Below are 20,102 nucleotides of genomic sequence, written 5' to 3'. Positions count from 1 at the left end.
CATGGTATGGCTGCCATGGATTTATTTTGCAATTCCAATACAAAGGACTTCTGTATTAATATGTTAATTAGAATTATTATCGCAAACTTTTTTCTTTGATCATCTGTTGTTCAAAAGCGGCATCATATTCTATGTTCTTTTGGCTTGGAACCATGGCATTGGTTGCGGCACGCCACTCCACTAATTTCTTTAGGAGCTCCTGTGTTTTATCCGGATTTTGTTCGGCAACATTATTTTCTTCACTTGGGTCAGATGTTAAATTGTAAAGTTCCAATGCGCCGTCCTCAAAATATTCATGCAGTTTCCAATCACCCGAAATAATTACTGAACCTGGCCGGGTACGGAACAATGGGTCGCGACTACCATCCTGTAAACCCTGGTATTCCTGAAGGTAGATAGGAAAATGAAAGAACAAGTCTCTTTCCTCTTGGGATTTGTCCTCAAAAATGGGTTGAAGCTCAATACCGTCCAATAGCGGAGCTTTTTTTTCGGGGCTTACAATATTTTGTAGGGTGGAGTAAAAGTCCAAATTGCTTACACGGGCGCTAGAACTGGAATTAGGTTCAATTTTTCCAGGCCATTTGATCAGTAATGGCACACGTATACCCCCTTCATAGTACGAACCCTTTCCAGCACGTAAGGGGTTTTGTTCGGATATGGCCCTAATCCCACCATTGTCCGAGGTGAATATTACTAAGGTATTCTTTTCCAGTCCGTTTGCTTTAAGCGAGGAAAGTAGTTTGCCCACGTTTTCGTCCATGGAGGCTACCATAGCGGCATAATCCGGCCTATTTTGTCCTTTGGAACCCTTTTTGTCCTGAAATTTTTCGATCAGCTCCTCTTTTCCCATAATTGGGGTATGTACGGTATAGTAGGGTAGGTAGAGAAAAAAGGTGGTGTCCCTATATTTTTCTACAAAAGAGATGGCCTCTTTGGTAATGCGGTCCGTTAAATACTCCCCATCGGGGCCATCGGCAATATGGTCTATCTTATAAGGGGAAAAGTAACCTCCTTTTCCAGGATTGCCTTTAGAACTTCCGCCAACATTTACATCTATACCCTGTTCTTTAGGGTCATTCCCTACGTGCCATTTCCCAAAACTTCCGGTAATATATCCGGCCGACTTCAGCATTTTCGGGAGGGTGTAAATTCTATCATTTAGGTGGTCCGTATTTTTTACAGGGATAAGTTTTCGTGTCCTTGGATTACCCCTATCCGAGGGGCTCACTGTATAAACACCGTGTCGTGGAGTATTAAGTCCGGATAGAAGACAGGCGCGACTAGGGGCGCAATTTGCAGCTCCTGCATATGCATTGTAAAATACCATACCTTCTTTGGCCAAAGCGTCCAAATGGGGTGTTTCATAATACTCACTGCCCATAAACCCCAAATCCTTCCATCCCAAATCATCTACATTTATTAAAACTATATTGGGTAGTGCTTTTTTTGGAAGGTTTTCTTTGGGGAATTTGCAGGATTGAAGGCTACACATTATTGCCAAAACAATAGTGGCAAGGTATGGTCCTATATGATTCATGTTTCTATGGTTATTTGGTATTGGATAGGGTCTAAGTTAAGTTAAAATGTTTTAAACAGTGCCTTACATTAAGGCACCAAGTCCTTTTTATTTACTGTCATATCTTTTGAAAACTGTTTTGCATACTCTGTTGGACTTTTGCCGTACTCCTTACTGAAACATTTGCTAAAGTATTTTTGATTGCTGAACCCAGTCATATAGGCCACTTCTGAAATGTACATTTGGTTTTTCTTGAGGAGCTGGGCGGCTCTTTTTAAACGTATTTGTTTAATGAAGTTTACTGGTGTATCATTCATAATGGTTTGTACTTTTCTATAGAGGTTGGCCCTGCTCATCCCCACTTCCGAGGCCAGAAACTCCACACTCAGTAAATTGTCATCCATTGAATCTTCTATAATTTGAACAAGTTTTTTAATAAACTTTTCATCTTGGGAATCCACTTCAATTTCTTGAGGTGCTGTGGTAATTATTTTGCTATACTTTTCTTTGAGTTCTTGTCGGGTTATAAGTGCATTTTTTACTTTCCATTTTACAAATTCTAAACTAAATGGTTTTTCAATATAATCCTCTGCGCCCAAACTCAGACACTTTATTTTTGTCTCTTCCGAGTTTTTAGCGGTCAGCATAAAAATGGGAATAGTGTTTATATCATCATTGACTTTAACCCTTTTAAGCATGGATACACCATCTTCAATGGGCATAAGTATATCGCATATAATCAATTGGGGTTTTTCCTTAAGAATGGTTTCATAACCTTCTTGACCATTCGAGGCTTCAACTACATGGAAATCATCCTTTAATTCCTCTTTCACCATAAACCTTAAGTCATCATTGTCCTCAACCAACAATACCTTGGGTTTGTCGTTATCTTTTGAGTCTGTTTTAGCATCGAATTCTGAAGAGACCTCGTCTATAACCTGGAATTCGGAATTATGGATAAAATTTCTTGTAAGAGGTTTACCTGTATCTATTCTTTCCTTTTTAGCGAAGGCATTTTTGTGAATTGGCAGAAAAAAGCTGAATTCTGTAAATACACCTTCCTCACTTTCAACTATGATGTTCCCATGATGTCTTTCCACAAGCTTTTGCACCAATTCCATTCCTATTCCTGTACCGGGTATCTGATTGCTATAGGTCTTTGTTGCTTGGTAGTATCTATCGAAAATATGAGGCAGATCTTTCTTGGGTATACCAATTCCGTTATCCCGAACTGAACATTTAATATACTCCCCCTTTTTTCTATGTAGTCTTATAAAATCGTTGTCATGCATATTCGCGACTTCAAGGGTCACGCTTATTTCTCCTTTCTTAAGGGTGTGTTTAAAGGCGTTGGAAAGTAGATTGAACAGTATTTTTTCCATTATATCTACATCGTACCATCCCCGGATTTCTTCTTTGTTACATATAAAATCATATTTTATTTCATAAATTCTAGCAAAATCGTTGAAGGCATTTTTTATTGTGTGGATGTCTCTTACGATATCATTTTTGGATATTCGCAATTTGAGTTTGCCTTCGTCAAATTTTCTAATGTCCATGATTTGATTTATCAGCCTGTGCATTCTAAGGGTATTGTTATAGATGCGTTGGGAAGTCAACGGACTTAAGGTAAATTGTTTTTCTTTTACCACTTTTTCAATAGTTCCAAGAATTAGGGACAAAGGTGTGCGCAATTCATGGGAGATATCCGTGAAAAAAACCATTTTCATTCGGTTTATCTCATTGTCCTTTTCTCGGCTTACTGTTTCTGTGACTAAATTTTTCTTTAATGTATACCATCTTTGCACCAGTAAAAAGGTAATGTATATGCAAATTGCCAAAAGGACAGTGTAAATGAAGTAGGCTAGATTACTTCGCCAGTATGGAGGGGCAATGACAAAGCTGAGTTCGGTTGGGGTAGTATTCCAAACACCGTCACTGTTGGAGCTTTTTACCTTAAAGGTATATTTTCCGGGGGGCAGGTCATTGTAATTGGCATTCCTATTCGAGGCCTTGGTGTAGTGCCAAAAGTCATTGATGCCTTCCAACTTATAAGTATATTCGTTTTTATTTGGGGCTGTAAAATCCAGTGATGAAAATTCAATGGCAATGTTATTGCTGTTGTAGGGAAGTTCCAATTTTTCGGAAAGCCTTATGGTTTCTAAGGGTAGTGAAAGGTTTAATGGGGATTCGGCAGATTCATTGCCCAGGATATCGAATTTGGTGATAATGGTATTGGGAATAAGGTCTGATTTCTCGTAATTTTTGGTGGAAACACTGTAAAATCCGCCAGGACAGCCAAAGTATATGGTCCCATCCTTGTCCTTGGCATAGGAGTTAAAGATGAAATGGCTTTCCGCAAGACCATCTTCCATGCCGAAATTCACGAATTTTTTTTCAGCAACATCAAATCTGGAAATTCCGCCCTGTGTACTTAGCCATAAATGACCGGAATTGTCGATTTCAATACTGGATATTGTGGTAGATAATAATCCATCTTTTCTGCCGTAGGCTTGTATAGTTTGGGTTTTACTATCATAAAAATTTATGCCACCACCCCTTGTCCCGATCCAGAGGTCTCCTTTTCCAGTTTCCAACAAACATAGAATGGCATTGGACGAAAGGCCATTCTTCATGGAAGGATTAAATATTTCTATTTCATCATTAATGAGGTCAATTTTAAATAGCCCGTCACCCCTTGTCCCGATCCATAGGTTCTGCTTTTTGTCCAAGTGCATTACCGAAACATTCTTCCCCAATAAATTAGAGATAATTTTGAGTTTGAATTCTGAAATGTTCGCCTCGGAATTTAGTATGTCTATACCGCCTCCCCATAGTCCTACCCAAATTTCATTTTTGTTCAAGGGAATAATGTCTACTATGTCTTTGGAAAAGCTTTTAATAGTATCTATTTCCAACGTCTTGTTTTTGCGGCTATAATTATTGGATTTTAAAAGATGCCCGCCTACCCCTACCAGAAGTTGTTTTTCTTCAAAATCTTTACGCACTATAATGGGGTAATTGCCGATTGGTAGTAATAGTTTGTTACTGTTCAATTTCTGGTTATACCTGTACAACCCTTTGTAGTTGATAGATAATAGGATTTCTTGGCCATTTTCCTTGTATAAGGATTTAGGGAAGAAATTGTTGAGGTCTTCATCTATACAGGTGTAGCTGAAAATAGAGGTTCTGCCTATATATTTATCTACCCCTTTGTTCGTGGCAATCCATAAATTATTATATCTATCATTTATTAAAGCATTGATTCTGTCGTCGTATAGTTCGCTTTTGTGGTTGGTGTTGTTCATCTTTTCAAAAGAATACCTATTGTTCTTTCGGATTCCTTTTATGAGCCCGGACTGGGTGCCAACATATAAGGCGGATGTTTCCTTTTCTAGGCTCAGGGCATTTAATTTCTGTCCGTTAGGCCCTTTGTCGGTAAGATGGTTATATGTTTCCAGTATTTCCAATCTATAATTGTCCTTTTCATAACCTATTATAAATATGCCTTCATTAGTGGCTGCTATGAAGTTGTTGTTTTTAGTTTTTATCAAGACCTGGGTATCCTTTTTAAATCCGGTTTCTATCAAGCGGTTTTCGTCCCCAAGTACGAGTATTCCATTAGGTGATGCGAACCAAGTTCTGCCAAATATATCTTCAGAGAAGCTGTTGATTTGTTTTTTATCGGCCCAAATTCTTTCTTCCTGTTTGTAGTTGAATTCGGTTTGAAATTCAATTTCTTCTACTACGTCATTGGGTATAATTTTTACAATCCCCGTATTCCTTAAATTGGCCCAAATAATGCCCTCAGAAGATTTGCCCAGAACAACGGTAGTGTTGTTTTTGTAATAGCCTTTAAACTTGTTGGATTTTCTGTTGTAGTGAATTAAATAGCTTTCGCTTCCGATCCATAAGTTTCCAAGGTCATCTTCAACTATTGAATTTATACTATTGTTGGGTATGGAATGCCCATCAAATACATCGTATTGGTTTTCTACAAGGGAATGCCCATCATATCTATATAGGCCACTATCTGTTCCAAGCCAAAGGAATCCCAAGTGATCCTCAAAAACAATGTTGGTCTTTTTGTTAAAGGGTAAACCATCAATATTCAGTTTTTGAAGGTTGGTGTTATTCACTTGGGCTAAACAACTTAAGTGAATTATCAAAGTAAAAAAGTAAAATGGTATGTGCTTCATAGCTTGGAGCTGCTACCAGGTTTTAGCCAGAGCTTTTAATGGATATGCCTGGTTAATGCCATGATAATGTTAAGAAATGTTAAAAATAGCTGTCCTTTTGCCAAAATAAGGGGGGCTAATGTCAAATATTGTGGGTAAATATGTTGCAAAATAGGCTATTCAGGCCTTTAAATCAAGGAAATGCAACATTATTGCACCAAATTGGGATTTGTAGTCCTATGTCCAGTTTTATATTTACACCATGTCGATTGTTTTGGAATGATCGGTTTAATTATTAACCAACATATACCAATATGAAATTAAAAAGGATTTTATTGTTACTACTGTTTTTCAGTATTGTATCGCTTCAAGCTCAGCAAATAATAAGCGGAACGGTTACGGATGAAACAGGTCAGCCTCTTCCAGGGGTAAATGTCCTGGTTAAGGGGACTACTACAGGAGCTGTTGCGGATTTTGATGGAAATTACTCCATTGCCGCATCCGAAGGCGCTGTTTTGGAATTTAGGTATTTGGGTTTTATTGCTCAAAGTGTTCAAGTAGGAAAGTCTACTACTATTGATGTAGTGCTTCAGGAGGATGTTTCTCTTTTGGATGAGGTTGTAGTTATAGGCTACGGTACCTCTACCAAAAAAGATTTGGTATCTTCTGTTTCTTCCATTAAATCCGATGTTTTGGAAAACCAGCCAGTGGCTAGGGTAGACCAGGCATTACAAGGTAGGGCTACAGGGGTAGAAGTTACGTCCAATAATGGAACACCGGGTACAGGTGCTACCATTCGTATTAGGGGTAATAGCTCCATTAATGGTAACAATGATCCTCTTTATGTTGTGGATGGATTTATAGCGGGTACAGGATTTAACCTTAATACCATTAATGTCAACGATATAGAATCTGTTGAGATTCTAAAGGATGCTACTGCGCTATCTATCTACGGGACTAGGGGTGCTTCCGGTGTTATCCTTATTACCACCAAAAATGGAAAGGGCATGGCCCCAGGAAAGCCGGTAATTGCTATTAACCATTACCAAAGTATTCAGGAAACAGCCAACCGGATCAATATTCTGGGTGGACGGGATTTTATCGATTATAAAAATGAATCTTATCAGTTTGTACCAGGGCCTGATGGTTTCGGATTTACGGATACTTTCCTGCCATTGGTTTTAGATCCCGATAATACTACCACAACCGATTGGTTGGATTTGGTAGAGCAACCAGGTTCTATTTCCAATACCGATCTATCCATTACAGGGAATTCTGAAAATGCCAATTATTTTATTTCAGGAAACTACTACAATCAAAAAGGTTTGTTAAGGGGTTCTGGTCTGGAAAGGGTAAACTTTAGAACCAATGTGGATGTTAAGGTTTCCGACAGGTTTAAGACTGGGATTAGAACAAACTTAACCCACTACAAAATAGAGAACAGTAAAGTAGATTATGGTAATATTGTTTCCAGTGTATTGCCTATACGACCAGTTTACCTTGAAGACGGAAGTTTCTCCTTTGAGAATCCTATAAGTGCCGGTCTGGAGCGAAACCCGGAAGCGGACATACAGCATAGAGTGGATCACGACTTGGTTACCCAAATCATAACGAATGCATATGCTGAGTATGAATTGGCTAAAAACCTTTCTTTTAAAACAACTTTTGGTGCACAGTTAAACTATGTTAAGCAGAACAATTACTTGCCAGGTATTTTGCCTGAACGTGTAAATGGTGGTTATGGTAGGATCAATACCAATTTCTCTAAAAGTTTATTGAATGAGAATACCTTGAATTATGAGGTTGATTTAGGGAGTCATTCCCTGAAAGTATTAGGAGGTTTTACATGGCAAAAGGATAATAATGAAAGTACGTTTGCAGAGGCTGATAATTTTCCCAATGATGTAGTGTCCTTTAATAACCTGGCATTGGGTGATTCGGAAACAGCACAGGTTGGTTCTGGATATGGCCAACGAACCCTTACTTCTTTCTTAGGTCGTGTCAATTATGGCTACAAAAGTAAATACTTGCTTACCTTGGTAGGTAGATATGATGGATCTTCAGTATTTGAGACAGGCAATAAATATGCCTTTTTCCCTTCCGTTGGTGCGGCGTGGAACATTGATGAGGAAGAGTTCTTGGCAGATTCCAATGTAATCAATAGGTTCAAAATTAGAGGTAGTTATGGTATTGTTGGGGAACAAGGTGTTGCCGCTTATAATTCCATTGCAACCTATGCCAATACAACAACTGTTTTTAACGGTTCTTCCGTAAATGGTGTGCTTGTTGGACAGGTTCCCAGTAGTGGTTTAACCTGGGAAACCACTAAGCAGATGGACATAGGTTTGGAACTTGGATTTTTGAACAATAGGATATCTTTTGAAGCCGATTATTATAAGAAGACTACCGATGACCTGCTTTTATCCGTGGCTCTATCTGGTCAGGTAGGGGCTAATTCAACGACCCAATTACAGAATTTAGGTTCTGTAGAGAACAGGGGCTTCGAATTTGGTCTTAATACTGTCAACGTTCAGAACGATAACTTTACTTGGGAGTCCAATCTTAGTATATCCTCTAACAAGAGTGAGATATTGGAGTTGGATGATCAAGAATTTATTTCCTTGCAATCAACGGGAAATCAAGGTGGTAATTCTGCCAGGTTGATTGTTGGTGAAGCATTGCCGACCTTTGTAGGGGCTAGATATTTAGGTACCTATAAGACTGCTGAAGAGATTACCGCAGACGGTAGGGCGGGTCGCTCGTTTATTGGAGGCCCTAGATATGAAGATGTAAATGGTGATACCAATATCAATGACGAAGACTTTCAGGTGCTAGGTAGTCCGATACCTGATTTTTATGGAGGATTTAGAAACACCTTTACATACAAAAACCTTTCCTTGGATGTATTTTTTCACGGAAGTTATGGTGCCGAAATCTGGAACGTAAGAACACAGACGGCCTACTATGGTAGGGGTGAACAAAATGTGGATCCTATCGTATTGCAACGTTGGATAGCAGGAGTAAATGAGACATCCGATATCCCAAGAGCTGGTCCATCCAATAGTCTATTTAATGTAAATAGTGATTTGAATATAGAAGATGGTTCCTATCTAAGGTTAAAAACTATGTCTTTGAACTACAAAATTCCTATGGAAGCAGCAGGTCTCAATAAGGTATTCAGTTCAATGAATGTTTATGTTACCGGAACGAATCTTTTCCTTTGGTCAGACTTTACTTTGGGAGATCCAGAAGTAAATGCTTTTACTGCGGGTAGTGGACTAGGTTCTGTATCCCAAGGTTTTGCTTCTGGCCAATATCCTTATGCTAAGACAATAACCCTAGGTGTAAAACTAGAATTTTAAAAAAAACAGATATGAAAACTAATATAACGAGCAAATTTTTGATGTTGCTTATGGGCTTAATTGTTTTGAGTTCATGTGACAAGTTTCTGGAAGAAGATTTAAGGGACGAGATTACGCCGGATGCTTTTTTCACCAATGATAAAGAAGCTGAACTTGCTGTAAACGGAGTCTACCGCTTATATCACAACAACAACCTGTACGGACAACGCGGACTGGACAATTATTACACAAGTGGTGCCGATATTCAGGCAGCCAGTAGAAACGTGAACAATGAGATACACAATTATCTTATTCAAGAAGGTACGGCAGATGGTAATGGTACCTGGATTCAATTATATCGTGTGGTAAACAATACTACTGAGTTTATCTCCAATATTGAAGGTAATGAAAGTTTATCTCAAGACGCCAGAGATCAAAGACTGGGAGAACTTATTTTTCTGAGGGCATTGGCCTATTATCACTTGACCAATCTTTGGGGAGACGTTCCTTTTTATATAGAGCAATTGCCCGTGCCGGAAAGATCTGTTCTGGGGAGAACTCCAAAAGAGGAAATAAGAAGCGCTATGAAAACAGATTTGGCAAAAGCCTTTGATTTGTTGCCTGGCTCTTATTCCGGTAGTAGTTTGGGAAGGGCTACCAAATGGGCCGCTGCAACCCTAAAAGCCAAATATCATCTTTTTGATGGAGAATGGGGATTGGCGAAGGTTGAATGTGATAAGGTAATTAATGAAGGTCCACATAGGCTCTTGGATAATTATGCCGATGTATTCGATCAATCGGATCCAAGCAACCAATACAATGACGAATATATTTTTGTAATTGATTTTGAGGCTGATTTAGTAGGTGAATTATCTACCACAAGAACGGACGATTACAACCCACGTATCAGGGATGAACCTGCAAATCGTAATAAAGATACCGTGGTTGATGGGGTTTCCGGTTCCAAGGTTAATATATTTCAAGGTCTTTTACGTACAAGAAATGAAGATATGACCGGTTATGGTTGGTCAGTGCCTTTGCCAGAATTTTCATTACAGGAAAATTGGCAAGATGGAGATTTACGTTATGATGCCACCATTGTTACTGAATATTTAGGATGGAAATTATCTTTCCCATACTTCCGTAAAAATTGGAATTTGGACCAAGAAAATTCATTGCGAGGCAATCACCCTGAAAACTATATTGTATTTCGCTTAGCTGACGTATATCTTATGGCTGCTGAGGCTGAAAACGAAGCCAATGGTCCTGGGAATGCCTATGCTTATGTAAATAAGGTAAGGGAACGCGCTTTTGAACCTGATCAACCTTGGAGCGGTATGTCTCAAGTTCAATTTAGGGAAGCCATGTACGATGAAAGAAGATTTGAACTCAGTGCCGAAGGACATCGCCGTATGGATCTTATTCGTTGGGGTATTTTGTTGGACAAAGTGAAGTCGGTTCAACATAGGGCTTGGAACAATCCGGCAGCCAACATACAGCCTTACCACGTTTTACTGCCTATTCCACAGAATCAGTTGGAATTGAATCCAAGTTTATTGGAATCTGACCCTACCAACAACGGGTATAGATAGTAGCATAATTTTTAACTACATTGGGGTAAGGTATTCTTGCCCCATTGTAATTGATAATAACACCATGACTAAAAAATTTCTCTATTTAGGATTTCTTTCATTCTTTATTTCCTGTGCATTTGCATGTAAAAACATTGGGCAGCAACCAAAAGATTCCATTGCTCAAGATTCCCAAGAAAGTTTGGTTAAACCCAATATCATATACATCTTGGCCGATGACCTAGGCTATGGGGATCTAAGTGCCTATGGACAGCAGAAGTTTAGCACGCCCAATATAGATAAGTTGGCCAGACAAGGAATGCTTTTTACCGAACATTATTCCGGTAGTACGGTATGTGCCCCGTCTAGATCTGCATTGTTGACAGGTATGCACACAGGCCATACTTTTGTACGTGGCAATAAGGAAATACAACCGGAGGGGCAGTATCCCATACCAGACAATACCTACACCTTGGCGGAGGCCATGAAAAAAGCTGGCTATGCCACTGGGGTTTTTGGTAAATGGGGGCTTGGATACCCAGGTTCGGAAGGAGATCCATTGAACCAAGGTTTTGATACTTTTTTTGGGTACAATTGTCAACGTTTGGGGCATAATTATTACCCTCGCCACCTTTGGGCCAATACGGATTCTTTAGTACTGGAAGAAAATTCGGGAACAATGAAAGGGGTTTATGCACCACAACTTATACATGAAAAAACGCTCGATTTTATTGAGTTCAATAAAGATAATCCCTTCTTTCTTTATGTAGCATCTATTATACCGCATGCAGAACTTGCAGCTCCAGAGGAAATCATGAATAAATACAGAGGCAAATTTCCTCCTGAAAAAGCCTATAAGGGTGTGGATGATGGACCGGAATATAGAAATGGTCCCTATGAATCACAGAAAGAAACCCATGCCGCATTTGTGTCCATGATTCATATTTTGGACAATCAAGTTGGGGAGATTATGGCCAAATTGGAACAGTTGGGCATTGCCGACAATACGATAGTAATGTTTACCTCGGACAATGGCCCCCACACTGAAGGAGGTGCCGATCCTGATTATTTTAATAGCAACGGTCCATTTAAGGGAACCAAGCGGGATCTTTATGAAGGAGGAATCAGGGTCCCCCTTATAGTTAAGTGGCCAGGACATGTTAAACCAAATACCAAAACAGATCACGTTTCTGCATTTTGGGACGTATTTCCAACATTTGCAGGTATTGTAGATATGGAGGTGCCCCCATCTCTAGATGGTGTTTCCTTTTTGCCTACCCTTTTGGGAGAAGAAAAAGAGCAAAAAGAACACGAATATTTGTATTGGGAGTTTCACGAGAAAGGTGGCAGACAAGCCATTAGAAAAGGCAATTGGAAGGCGGTGAAGTACAATGTTTTTAAATCGACCGAAGATCAGATGGAACTTTATGACCTGGATTCCGATCTGGGAGAAGAAAACAATATTGCCAAGGATTATCCGGAAATTGTAGCTGAAATGAAATTGCTTTTTAAGGAAGCAAGGACACCTTCGGAAGTGTTTACTTTTGATCAAGGGACTTATTTGGAAAATTAAATAGGATTCTAGTTTGGAAAAGAGTAAAGTTGATTTTAAGAAGTGTTTTCAGATTATGCGAACCCCCTTTAAATTTATGATTTTAGATTTGCATAAGAATAGCAATTGAAATGAATAGAAAAGTATTTTTATTTTTAACAGTAATTGTTCTATTGGGCTTCTTTCCATGTTGCAAACAAATTACTGAGCAAACATCCACGAAAGATGATAAAAAGCCCAATATCATTTTGATCTATGCAGATGATCTGGGAATTGGTTTGTTGGGCCATGAAGGACAAAAAATCATAAAAACGCCCAACATTGATCAGCTTGTAAAAGAAGGATTACACTTTACAAATGCCTATTCAAACATGCTATGTGCCCCAGCTCGGGCTTCGTTGATTACAGGGATGCATGATTGTCATTCCAAGAAGTTTGAAATTACCCCAGGGGCGATGTATAATAAAATTAGTACAGAAGAATTTAGCCACGAGGAAATTGGCAGTATTTTAGAATCGGTTCTATCCCCGATACCCGAAGAATATGTCTTTCTTGGCCAAGTAGCAAAAGAAGCAGAATATAGGACTACCCAAATTGGCAAATTGGAATGGGGATTTTCTACTACCCATCAACAAATGGAGCGTCATGGCTGGGAATCTTATTATGGATATCTTGATCATGTTCGGGCGCATGGATTTTATCCTCCTTTTCTATTTGAAAATGGGAATTTAGTTCCTATTGAAGGGAATACCCTTTGGAACTCCGGAAAATCTAGTGAACCCGAAACACCGGAGAATTATAAGGAACGTAAACATATGGAAGGGAAGGAACACTATTCGCAAAATTTGTTTATGGACAAGGCTCTAGATTTTATCGATACCAATAAAGATAGCTCCTTCTTTCTTTATTTTCCAACACAACTACCACATGGTCCGGTAGCCGTTCCTAATATTCATCCTGACTTTTTAGACGATAATCGGTTGACTCAGATTGAAAAAGAATATGCTTCTATGGTCAAAATGTTGGACGATAATGTGGGGGAGATCATGCAAAAACTGAAGGAGCTTAGTATTGATGAAAACACGATGGTCATATTTACGGCCGATAACGGTCATGAAATCTATTATGCACAAAAAGGGCGCATTGAAAAGCCATATACCAATATAAAGACCGGTGAGCGTTTTGATAATATTGAGCATAAATATTATAGCGATTTGTCAGGCGATGTTTTTGATGGAAATGGTGGTCGAGCAGGTATGAAAAGAAGTAATCTACAGGGAGGCATTCAAGTTCCCTTGATTGTCCGATGGCCTGCAAAAATCGAAGCGGGAAGAACCAGTAGCCGCCTTATAGCGAACTATGATTTATTGGCGACCCTTGCGGAAACTACTGGTTTTTCGAGATCTATTACGACCGATGGAATTTCATTCTATGATGAACTGATAAACCGCGGTAAAGGTGAGGAGCATGAATTTGTGGTGTATTCATCATATACCGGGCCGACCCTAATTTCTGATGAAGGTTGGAAGATTAGGACAGATCTGGAAAAGGGAGTATTTGAACTGTTTTATCTGCCAGACGACTTTAAGGAGGAAAAAGATTTGTCCGAACAACGTCCGGAAAAATTAAAAGAGCTTAAAAGCAAATTATTAGAGGCCTGTGAGGGTGATTTTTTTAATGGGCTATTCAGTAACAACGGGAGTATACTTAAAGTTGCGAAAAGGGAAAACAGGTAAGATATGTTTTGGGCATTCCTTTAAATATTGAGGCTCTTAGTATTTGCTATTCCATTTCAGCCTAGGATTATACCTTTCTAATATTCGAAATATATGGCAAAATCGGGTTTCAGACCAACAAGATTAATTCAGTATCGGATGTAGCTGCAGTTTAGTTTTTGGGTTGATGTACCATGTGTTCATTGGTGGGGATGCAGTTATAGAGCTGTATGATTTTGATTTGGATCGGGACGAGAAGATCAATATAGAATAGGATTATGCACAAGTATTAGCGTAAATGAAATTGCTTTTTAAGGAAGCTGGGACATCTTCCGAAGTGTTTACTTTGTATCAATGTGCCTATTTGATTGTAGAATAAAGAATTGTTAGTAGTTAGATTAGTTTAGTTTTTAAAGGGCCCTATCATTTGCATAGGGTTCTTTTTATTAATTTATGTCATCCCTATACATATACTTACAACTGTTGGTTAGGATGAAAAAGAGTAATTTTTTCTTCTATAGAATCCATAAATAGCAGAGATGAAAAATTGGTTGAAAATATATTTTCTTTGTTGTGCCTTTAATTGGGCGGGTGCACAGCAAGACCTAGCTATTGAAGTTTGCATAAATAAGAATATCCATTTCCAGACCATTTACAATTTTGCTGCCTCCGATGCATGGGCCGCACAGTATACGGGTCTATGGCCCAATGAAAAAAAGGAAGAGATGGCCGAGTGGTTGTTTAGTTTGGAAAACAATTCGGATGGATCACCAAAAGGAATCGGCTTGTCGGCCTGGCGGTTTAATATCGGAGCGGGAAGTACGGCCCAAGGTGATGAGAGTGGTATACCTGACCCCTGGAGAAGGGCCGAAGGGTTTTTACAGGATGATGGAAGTTATGATTGGCATAAGCAAGCAGGACAACAGTGGTTTCTGCAGGCGGCAAAGGAAAGTGGCGTAAAACAATTCATTGCGTTTGTGAATAGTCCTCCCATACAACTGACCAGAAACAATAAGGCACATTCGGATGATGGCTTGGCCGCCAATTTATCCCAAGAAAAATATATGGATTATGCAAACTTTCTCGCGAAGGTGCTAAAGCATTTTAAGGACAGTCTCGCAATAGATTTTGATTATATAAGTCCGTTCAATGAACCACAATGGGAATGGAAAGGCGGACAAGAAGGTTCTCCTTGGAACAATAATGAATTGGCCAATGCCACTAGGGTAATCGATTCCGTTTTCGCACAGCAGAAAATAGATTCCAAAATAGAAATTACCGAAGCGGGTCAAATTGACTATTTAACTGGTGAGAAGGAAAAGCATCCTAATAGAAGCGATCAGATAGCATCTTTTTTTAGTCCTGAAAGTCCTAATTATGTGGGGGATCTAAAATCCGTAGCACCAAAGATCGCGGCACATAGTTATTTTACTACCTGGGATATTTCGAAACTTAAAAAGGAAAGGGAACGAATTGCGGAAAAACTATTGGAATACCCTTCCCTTGAATATTGGATGAGCGAATACTGTATTTTGGAAAACAATGAGGAGATTACGGGGAAAGGTAAGGATTTTGGGATGCCCACGGCACTGTATGTGGCCCGACTCATCCATTCCGATCTTACTATTGCCAATGCCAGTGCTTGGCACTGGTGGTTGTCCATGAGTCCTTACGATTTTAAGGACGGACTAATTTATGTTGAAAAGGATAGTGAGGATGGGAATTTTTACGGATCAAAATTGCTATGGACCTTGGGCAATTACTCTAGATTCATCAGGCCCGGGGCCAAAAGGATCTCGGTTGCCTACGATAATTATAATACAGAGGAAAACCTAAGGGATGGGGTGTTGCTATCGGCCTATAAAAATGCAGATGATAGTTTGGTCTTGGTTGTATTAAACCAATGGGATACTGCTATGAATTTAAAATTAAATTTAGACATACCATCAAATTCCAAAATCGAGAGTTATGTTACCAGTGAATCTTACAATCTTAGTAAAATGCCCAATGCTCAATTTGGGAATAGTAAAATTCAGGTCTTGGGTAAATCTCTGACCACATTTGTTTTCAATAAAGCAGATTAATGCTAATTTACCCAAACCATTTATAATCAGACAAGAAAAATAAACGCCTTATGCTTCATAAAACAGTGACTTCAAAAATTATATTCGCTCTAATGCTATTGGTGGGCATAAATACGCTAATTGCCCAAAGGAATGCAAAAGCGGAAGTTGATAAGGAAAATATAAAACCCAATATCATTTTTATTCTTACCGATGATTTGGGTTACGGGGATCTAGGGGTGCTGTTTCAGAATATGAGAGCGAAGGAAAAGGGGGCGGCCCATCCTCGGGAGTATACGCCCAATCTGGATCAAATGGCAGAAGTAGGCGCTTTGCTGACACAGCATTATTCCGCGGCACCGGTTTGTGCCCCTTCCAGAGCCTCCTTGTTATTGGGCCAAAGTCAGGGTCACGCCAATATTAGGGACAATCAGTTCGACAAGGCATTAGCCAACAACCATACTTTAGGGTCGGTATTGCAAACTGCAGGCTATACTACGGCCGCCATTGGTAAATGGGGCTTACAGGGAAAAGGAGGTAAGGCTCCCAATTGGACGGCACACCCCCTTAATCGCGGATTCGATTATTACCTGGGTTATATACGCCATGGTGATGGTCATGAACACTATCCCAAAGAAGGTATTTATAGGGGCAGGAAGGAAGTATATGAAAACAGGACCAATATAGCTGATGATCTTGACAAGTGTTATACGACCGACCTATTTACGGCAGCTGCAAAGAAATGGATTGTCGATTTCAAGAAGGGGAACGATGGCGATAAACCTTTTTTTATGTATCTGGCCTATGATACGCCCCATGCTGTTCTTGAGTTGCCTACCCAGGCCTATCCAGCAGGTGGTGGGTTGAATGGCGGGCTTCAATGGCTGGGGGAGCCAGGCAAAATGATCAATACCGCTTCGGGAGAAGTGGATTCTTGGATGCATCCGGATTATGCCAATGCTACCTATGACGATGATGATGATCCAGCAACTGCCCAATTGGCCTGGCCCGAGGTATATAAACGATATGCCACGGACACTAGGCGGATAGATGATGCTGTGGGCGATATCCTGCAATTGCTCAAGGATTTGAAAATTGATGAGAATACTATGGTTGTATTTACATCGGACAATGGCCCGTCCAAGGAATCCTATTTAGCGAATGAACCTATAGACCCTACATTTTTTAAGAGTTTTGGGCCCTTCGATGGAATAAAGCGGGATTGTTTGGAAGGTGGAGTGCGTATGCCAACATTGGCATTATGGCCAGGTCATATTCCAGCAGGAAAACAGATTGAAACTCCTAGTATTTCCTATGACTGGATGCCCACTTTCACGCAAATGGCCAGACTTCCGGCACCTGCCATTTCAGATGGGGTATCCCTATTGCCTTCCTTACTTGGAAAAGGAATTCAACCGGAGAGCAATATTTATATAGAGTACTTTCAACCGGGAAAGACACCAAACTATGCAGATTTTATCCCGGAACATCAAGGACGTGCCCGTAATCAAATGCAAATGGTGCGTTTAGAAAATTATGTTGGGCTGCGATACGACATTAAATCCCATAACGATCCTTTTGAAATATATGATGTTTTAAAGGACCCACAACAGACCCAGAATTTGGCCAAGGATCCTAAACTTGCTAGTTTGCAGCAAAAGATGAAGGACAAGGTCCTAGGGTCCCGAATTCCAAATAGTACGGCCTTAAGGCCTTATGATGATGTTCCGGTACCTGCCGTGGCCGAAGGGGTTATGAAAAATGGTATTTCATGGAAATCCTTTAAGGGCGATTTTCCTTGGGTACCTGAAGTAGCCGCCCTGACCCATTATGAAACAGGTGAGGTGGACCAGCTGAATGGGGGGGTAAATGGTGTTGATTCTGCTGGAGCCATGTTCTTTGAGGGGTATATCCGTATTCCTTTGGATGGGGATTATACCTTCTATGTCTCTGCAAATTCAGGGGCATTTCTTCGGATCCACGATGCGGCAGTAGTTGATGCGGATTATGAGTATTTTCAGAACTCGCCCAAAAGTGGGAGCATTAAACTTAAGGCCGGATTGCATCCGTTTCGGGTATATTACAAAAGCCCCCAAAAGGGAAAGCCTTCCTTGGAATTGGAATGGAGCGGTCCAGGTCTGGAAAGGGAAACTATTCCGACAGGGGTATTCTTTCTGCCAAAAAAATAATAAGGGCATCCTATATAATTTAGGGTCATAATTTTTGATATTGGTCCCAATTGTTAACAGGAAATAAGGAGTTGTATTTCCTTTTGGCAGGTGGGTCCATTGGTGATTACCCTTTAACATTGTCCCCAAAGTTCGTTGTCTGGTCTGACTTCTTCCGTAGTGGAGATGTCATGGCCGTAAAGAATTATTGAAGCCTTGGAAATAATTTAGGCCATGGCATCGGTCCATGAAATCCCTAGATTTTAGGGGCCACCTAGCGAAGAAGTGTCTTTTCTTTTGTTTCGTTTTCTTTGGACATGCAAAGAAAATGAAAGAATCATATCACTTGATTCTAACCAATAGATAAGCCGAACAACAAACAAAAAGGACAAATCATTTTAATCCGAATTTTGTAAAAACATAAGAATTAATCCTGATCCATGTAACATTCACTTTTGGTGATATATCCGTTCATCTATTACTTGAAAATAAATGATTAATTTTCAGTTACTTAGTTCAAATTGAAGTAATAATTTTAGATATTGGGGTGTGTTTGCTAAATCCTATTATGTAATCGTATGAGAAAACTACTTTTTTGTTTTAGTCTGGTTTTTGTGTTTTTACATTTTCAATGCGTTATTGGGCAGTCCCTGGGAATAAGCGAAAATGGCAGATATATTGAAAAGGAAGATGGCACGCCTTTTTTCTATTTGGGAGATACGGCTTGGGAATTGTTCCATAGATTGGATATGAAGGAGGCGGAATATTATCTTAAAAATCGGACCGATAAGGGTTTTACCGTGGTACAAGCTGTTATTTTATCAGAACTGAACGGCATAGCTGTTCCTAATGCCAATGGGAATCTGCCGTTATTGAATAAGGACCCTAAAAGACCCAATGAGGCTTATTTTAAACATGTAGACGACATAGTGGATAAGGCAAGTTCTTTGGGATTGGTTATGGGAATGCTTCCCACTTGGGGCAGTTATTGGAGTTCGCTAAGTGAAAAGGACATTATTTTTAACCCTGAAAGTGCAAAAGAATTTGGACTGTTTTTGGGGAAAAGATATAAGGAAAAACCCGTTATTTGGATCTTAGGCGGGGATAGGAATATTAGAACGGACAATGACAAGAAGATTGTAGAGGCAATGGCAGAGGGACTTAAGCAGGGGTGTAATGGCCAACAGCTTATCACATTTCATCCTAGGGGACCCGGAATGTCGTCCGATTATTTTCATGATGCTGAATGGCTGGATTTTAATATGTATCAATCCTCTCACGGTCAACATGGGCATGACAACGGACTTTATGCAGAGCATGACTATTCCCTTGAGCCAACAAAACCGACCTTGGACGGGGAGCCGAGATATGAAGGCATACCGGTGGGGTTTTATTTTAAAGGGACTGACCCTATGGATCGTTTTGATGATTATGATGTGAGGCAGGCTGCCTATTGGTCTGTTTTTGCAGGGGCTTGTGGGCACACCTATGGGAATAATAATATTTGGCAGATGTACACACCCGATCATGGACCAATTATTGGGGCCGCAATACCTTGGAAAGAAGCCTTGGATCATCCAGGGGCCTATCAAATGAAACATCTTAGAACTTTAGTGGAGGCGCGATCCTTTTCAAAGTGGATACCTAAGCAAGAAATAATCAAAAGTAGCATGGAAGTAAATGGCGAGCCCATAAGGGCAGTAATGGCCTCCGATGCCACTTTTGCGTTGATCTACTCACCCAGTGGGAAGGCCTTTGTTGTGGACAAGGGAATGATTTCAGGAACAAATAAAAAGGCCATTTGGTACGACCCAAGATATGGCGTGTCCTATCATTTGGGTACATCGGACACTGATGGTGTCCAGACCTATAAGCCGCCCACTTCGGGAAGAGGTCAGGATTGGATCCTAATCTTGGAAAACGCCGATCTCAATTTACCAATGCCGGGTTTTAATTGATGCTATTTCCAGAGGAACTTGATGTCCCCACCTTTAATAC

Annotated in this window: 9 protein-coding genes; 7 read left to right on the top strand and 2 right to left on the bottom strand. The window is 39.9% G+C overall.

What is annotated here, in order from left to right; all coding sequences use genetic code 11:
- Positions 1-76: 76 nt before the first annotated feature.
- Positions 77-1,537, bottom strand: a complete 1,461-nt coding sequence (locus tag LV92_RS17750) for a sulfatase (protein ID WP_111624945.1) — start codon at positions 1,535-1,537, stop codon at positions 77-79.
- A 68-nt stretch (positions 1,538-1,605) separates the two neighbouring features.
- A complete protein-coding gene (locus LV92_RS17745; RefSeq protein ID WP_170126356.1) occupies positions 1,606-5,655 on the bottom strand; it encodes a hybrid sensor histidine kinase/response regulator transcription factor in 4,050 nt (1,349 codons plus the stop codon).
- A gap of 353 nt (positions 5,656-6,008) precedes the next feature.
- On the opposite strand from LV92_RS17745, the gene LV92_RS17740 reads away from it, so the two are divergent.
- From LV92_RS17740 to LV92_RS17710, 7 genes are all read left to right on the top strand, one after another.
- Complete coding sequence (locus LV92_RS17740) at positions 6,009-9,056, top strand: SusC/RagA family TonB-linked outer membrane protein (RefSeq protein ID WP_111624943.1); 3,048 nt, start codon at positions 6,009-6,011, stop codon at positions 9,054-9,056.
- 11 nt (positions 9,057-9,067) lie between these two features.
- Positions 9,068-10,627 (top strand): RagB/SusD family nutrient uptake outer membrane protein, encoded by a 1,560-nt coding sequence (locus LV92_RS17735; protein ID WP_111624942.1) that lies wholly within the window; start codon positions 9,068-9,070, stop codon positions 10,625-10,627.
- 64 nt (positions 10,628-10,691) lie between these two features.
- The gene (locus LV92_RS17730; RefSeq protein ID WP_111624941.1) at positions 10,692-12,179 is read left to right on the top strand and encodes an arylsulfatase; all 1,488 of its coding nucleotides are present in this window, start codon (positions 10,692-10,694) and stop codon (positions 12,177-12,179) included.
- 110 nt (positions 12,180-12,289) lie between these two features.
- The gene (locus tag LV92_RS17725; RefSeq protein ID WP_111624940.1) at positions 12,290-13,894 is read left to right on the top strand and encodes an arylsulfatase; all 1,605 of its coding nucleotides are present in this window, start codon (positions 12,290-12,292) and stop codon (positions 13,892-13,894) included.
- Positions 13,895-14,412: 518 nt separating this feature from the next.
- Positions 14,413-15,957, top strand: a complete 1,545-nt coding sequence (locus tag LV92_RS17720) for a glycoside hydrolase (protein WP_111624939.1) — start codon at positions 14,413-14,415, stop codon at positions 15,955-15,957.
- Positions 15,958-16,007: 50 nt separating this feature from the next.
- A complete protein-coding gene (locus LV92_RS17715) occupies positions 16,008-18,125 on the top strand; it encodes a sulfatase-like hydrolase/transferase (RefSeq protein ID WP_211323014.1) in 2,118 nt (705 codons plus the stop codon).
- Between the two features lie 557 nt (positions 18,126-18,682).
- Positions 18,683-20,062: a glycoside hydrolase family 140 protein gene (locus tag LV92_RS17710; protein ID WP_111624937.1), complete on the top strand. Its 1,380-nt coding sequence runs from the start codon at positions 18,683-18,685 to the stop codon at positions 20,060-20,062.
- Positions 20,063-20,102: the final 40 nt, after the last annotated feature.

This window comes from Arenibacter echinorum (genome assembly GCF_003259375.1).
GTDB classification, from domain to species: domain Bacteria; phylum Bacteroidota; class Bacteroidia; order Flavobacteriales; family Flavobacteriaceae; genus Arenibacter; species Arenibacter echinorum.
The sequence above is the reverse complement of the archived record's forward strand: the minus strand, read 5'-3'. Positions and strand labels throughout refer to the sequence as shown.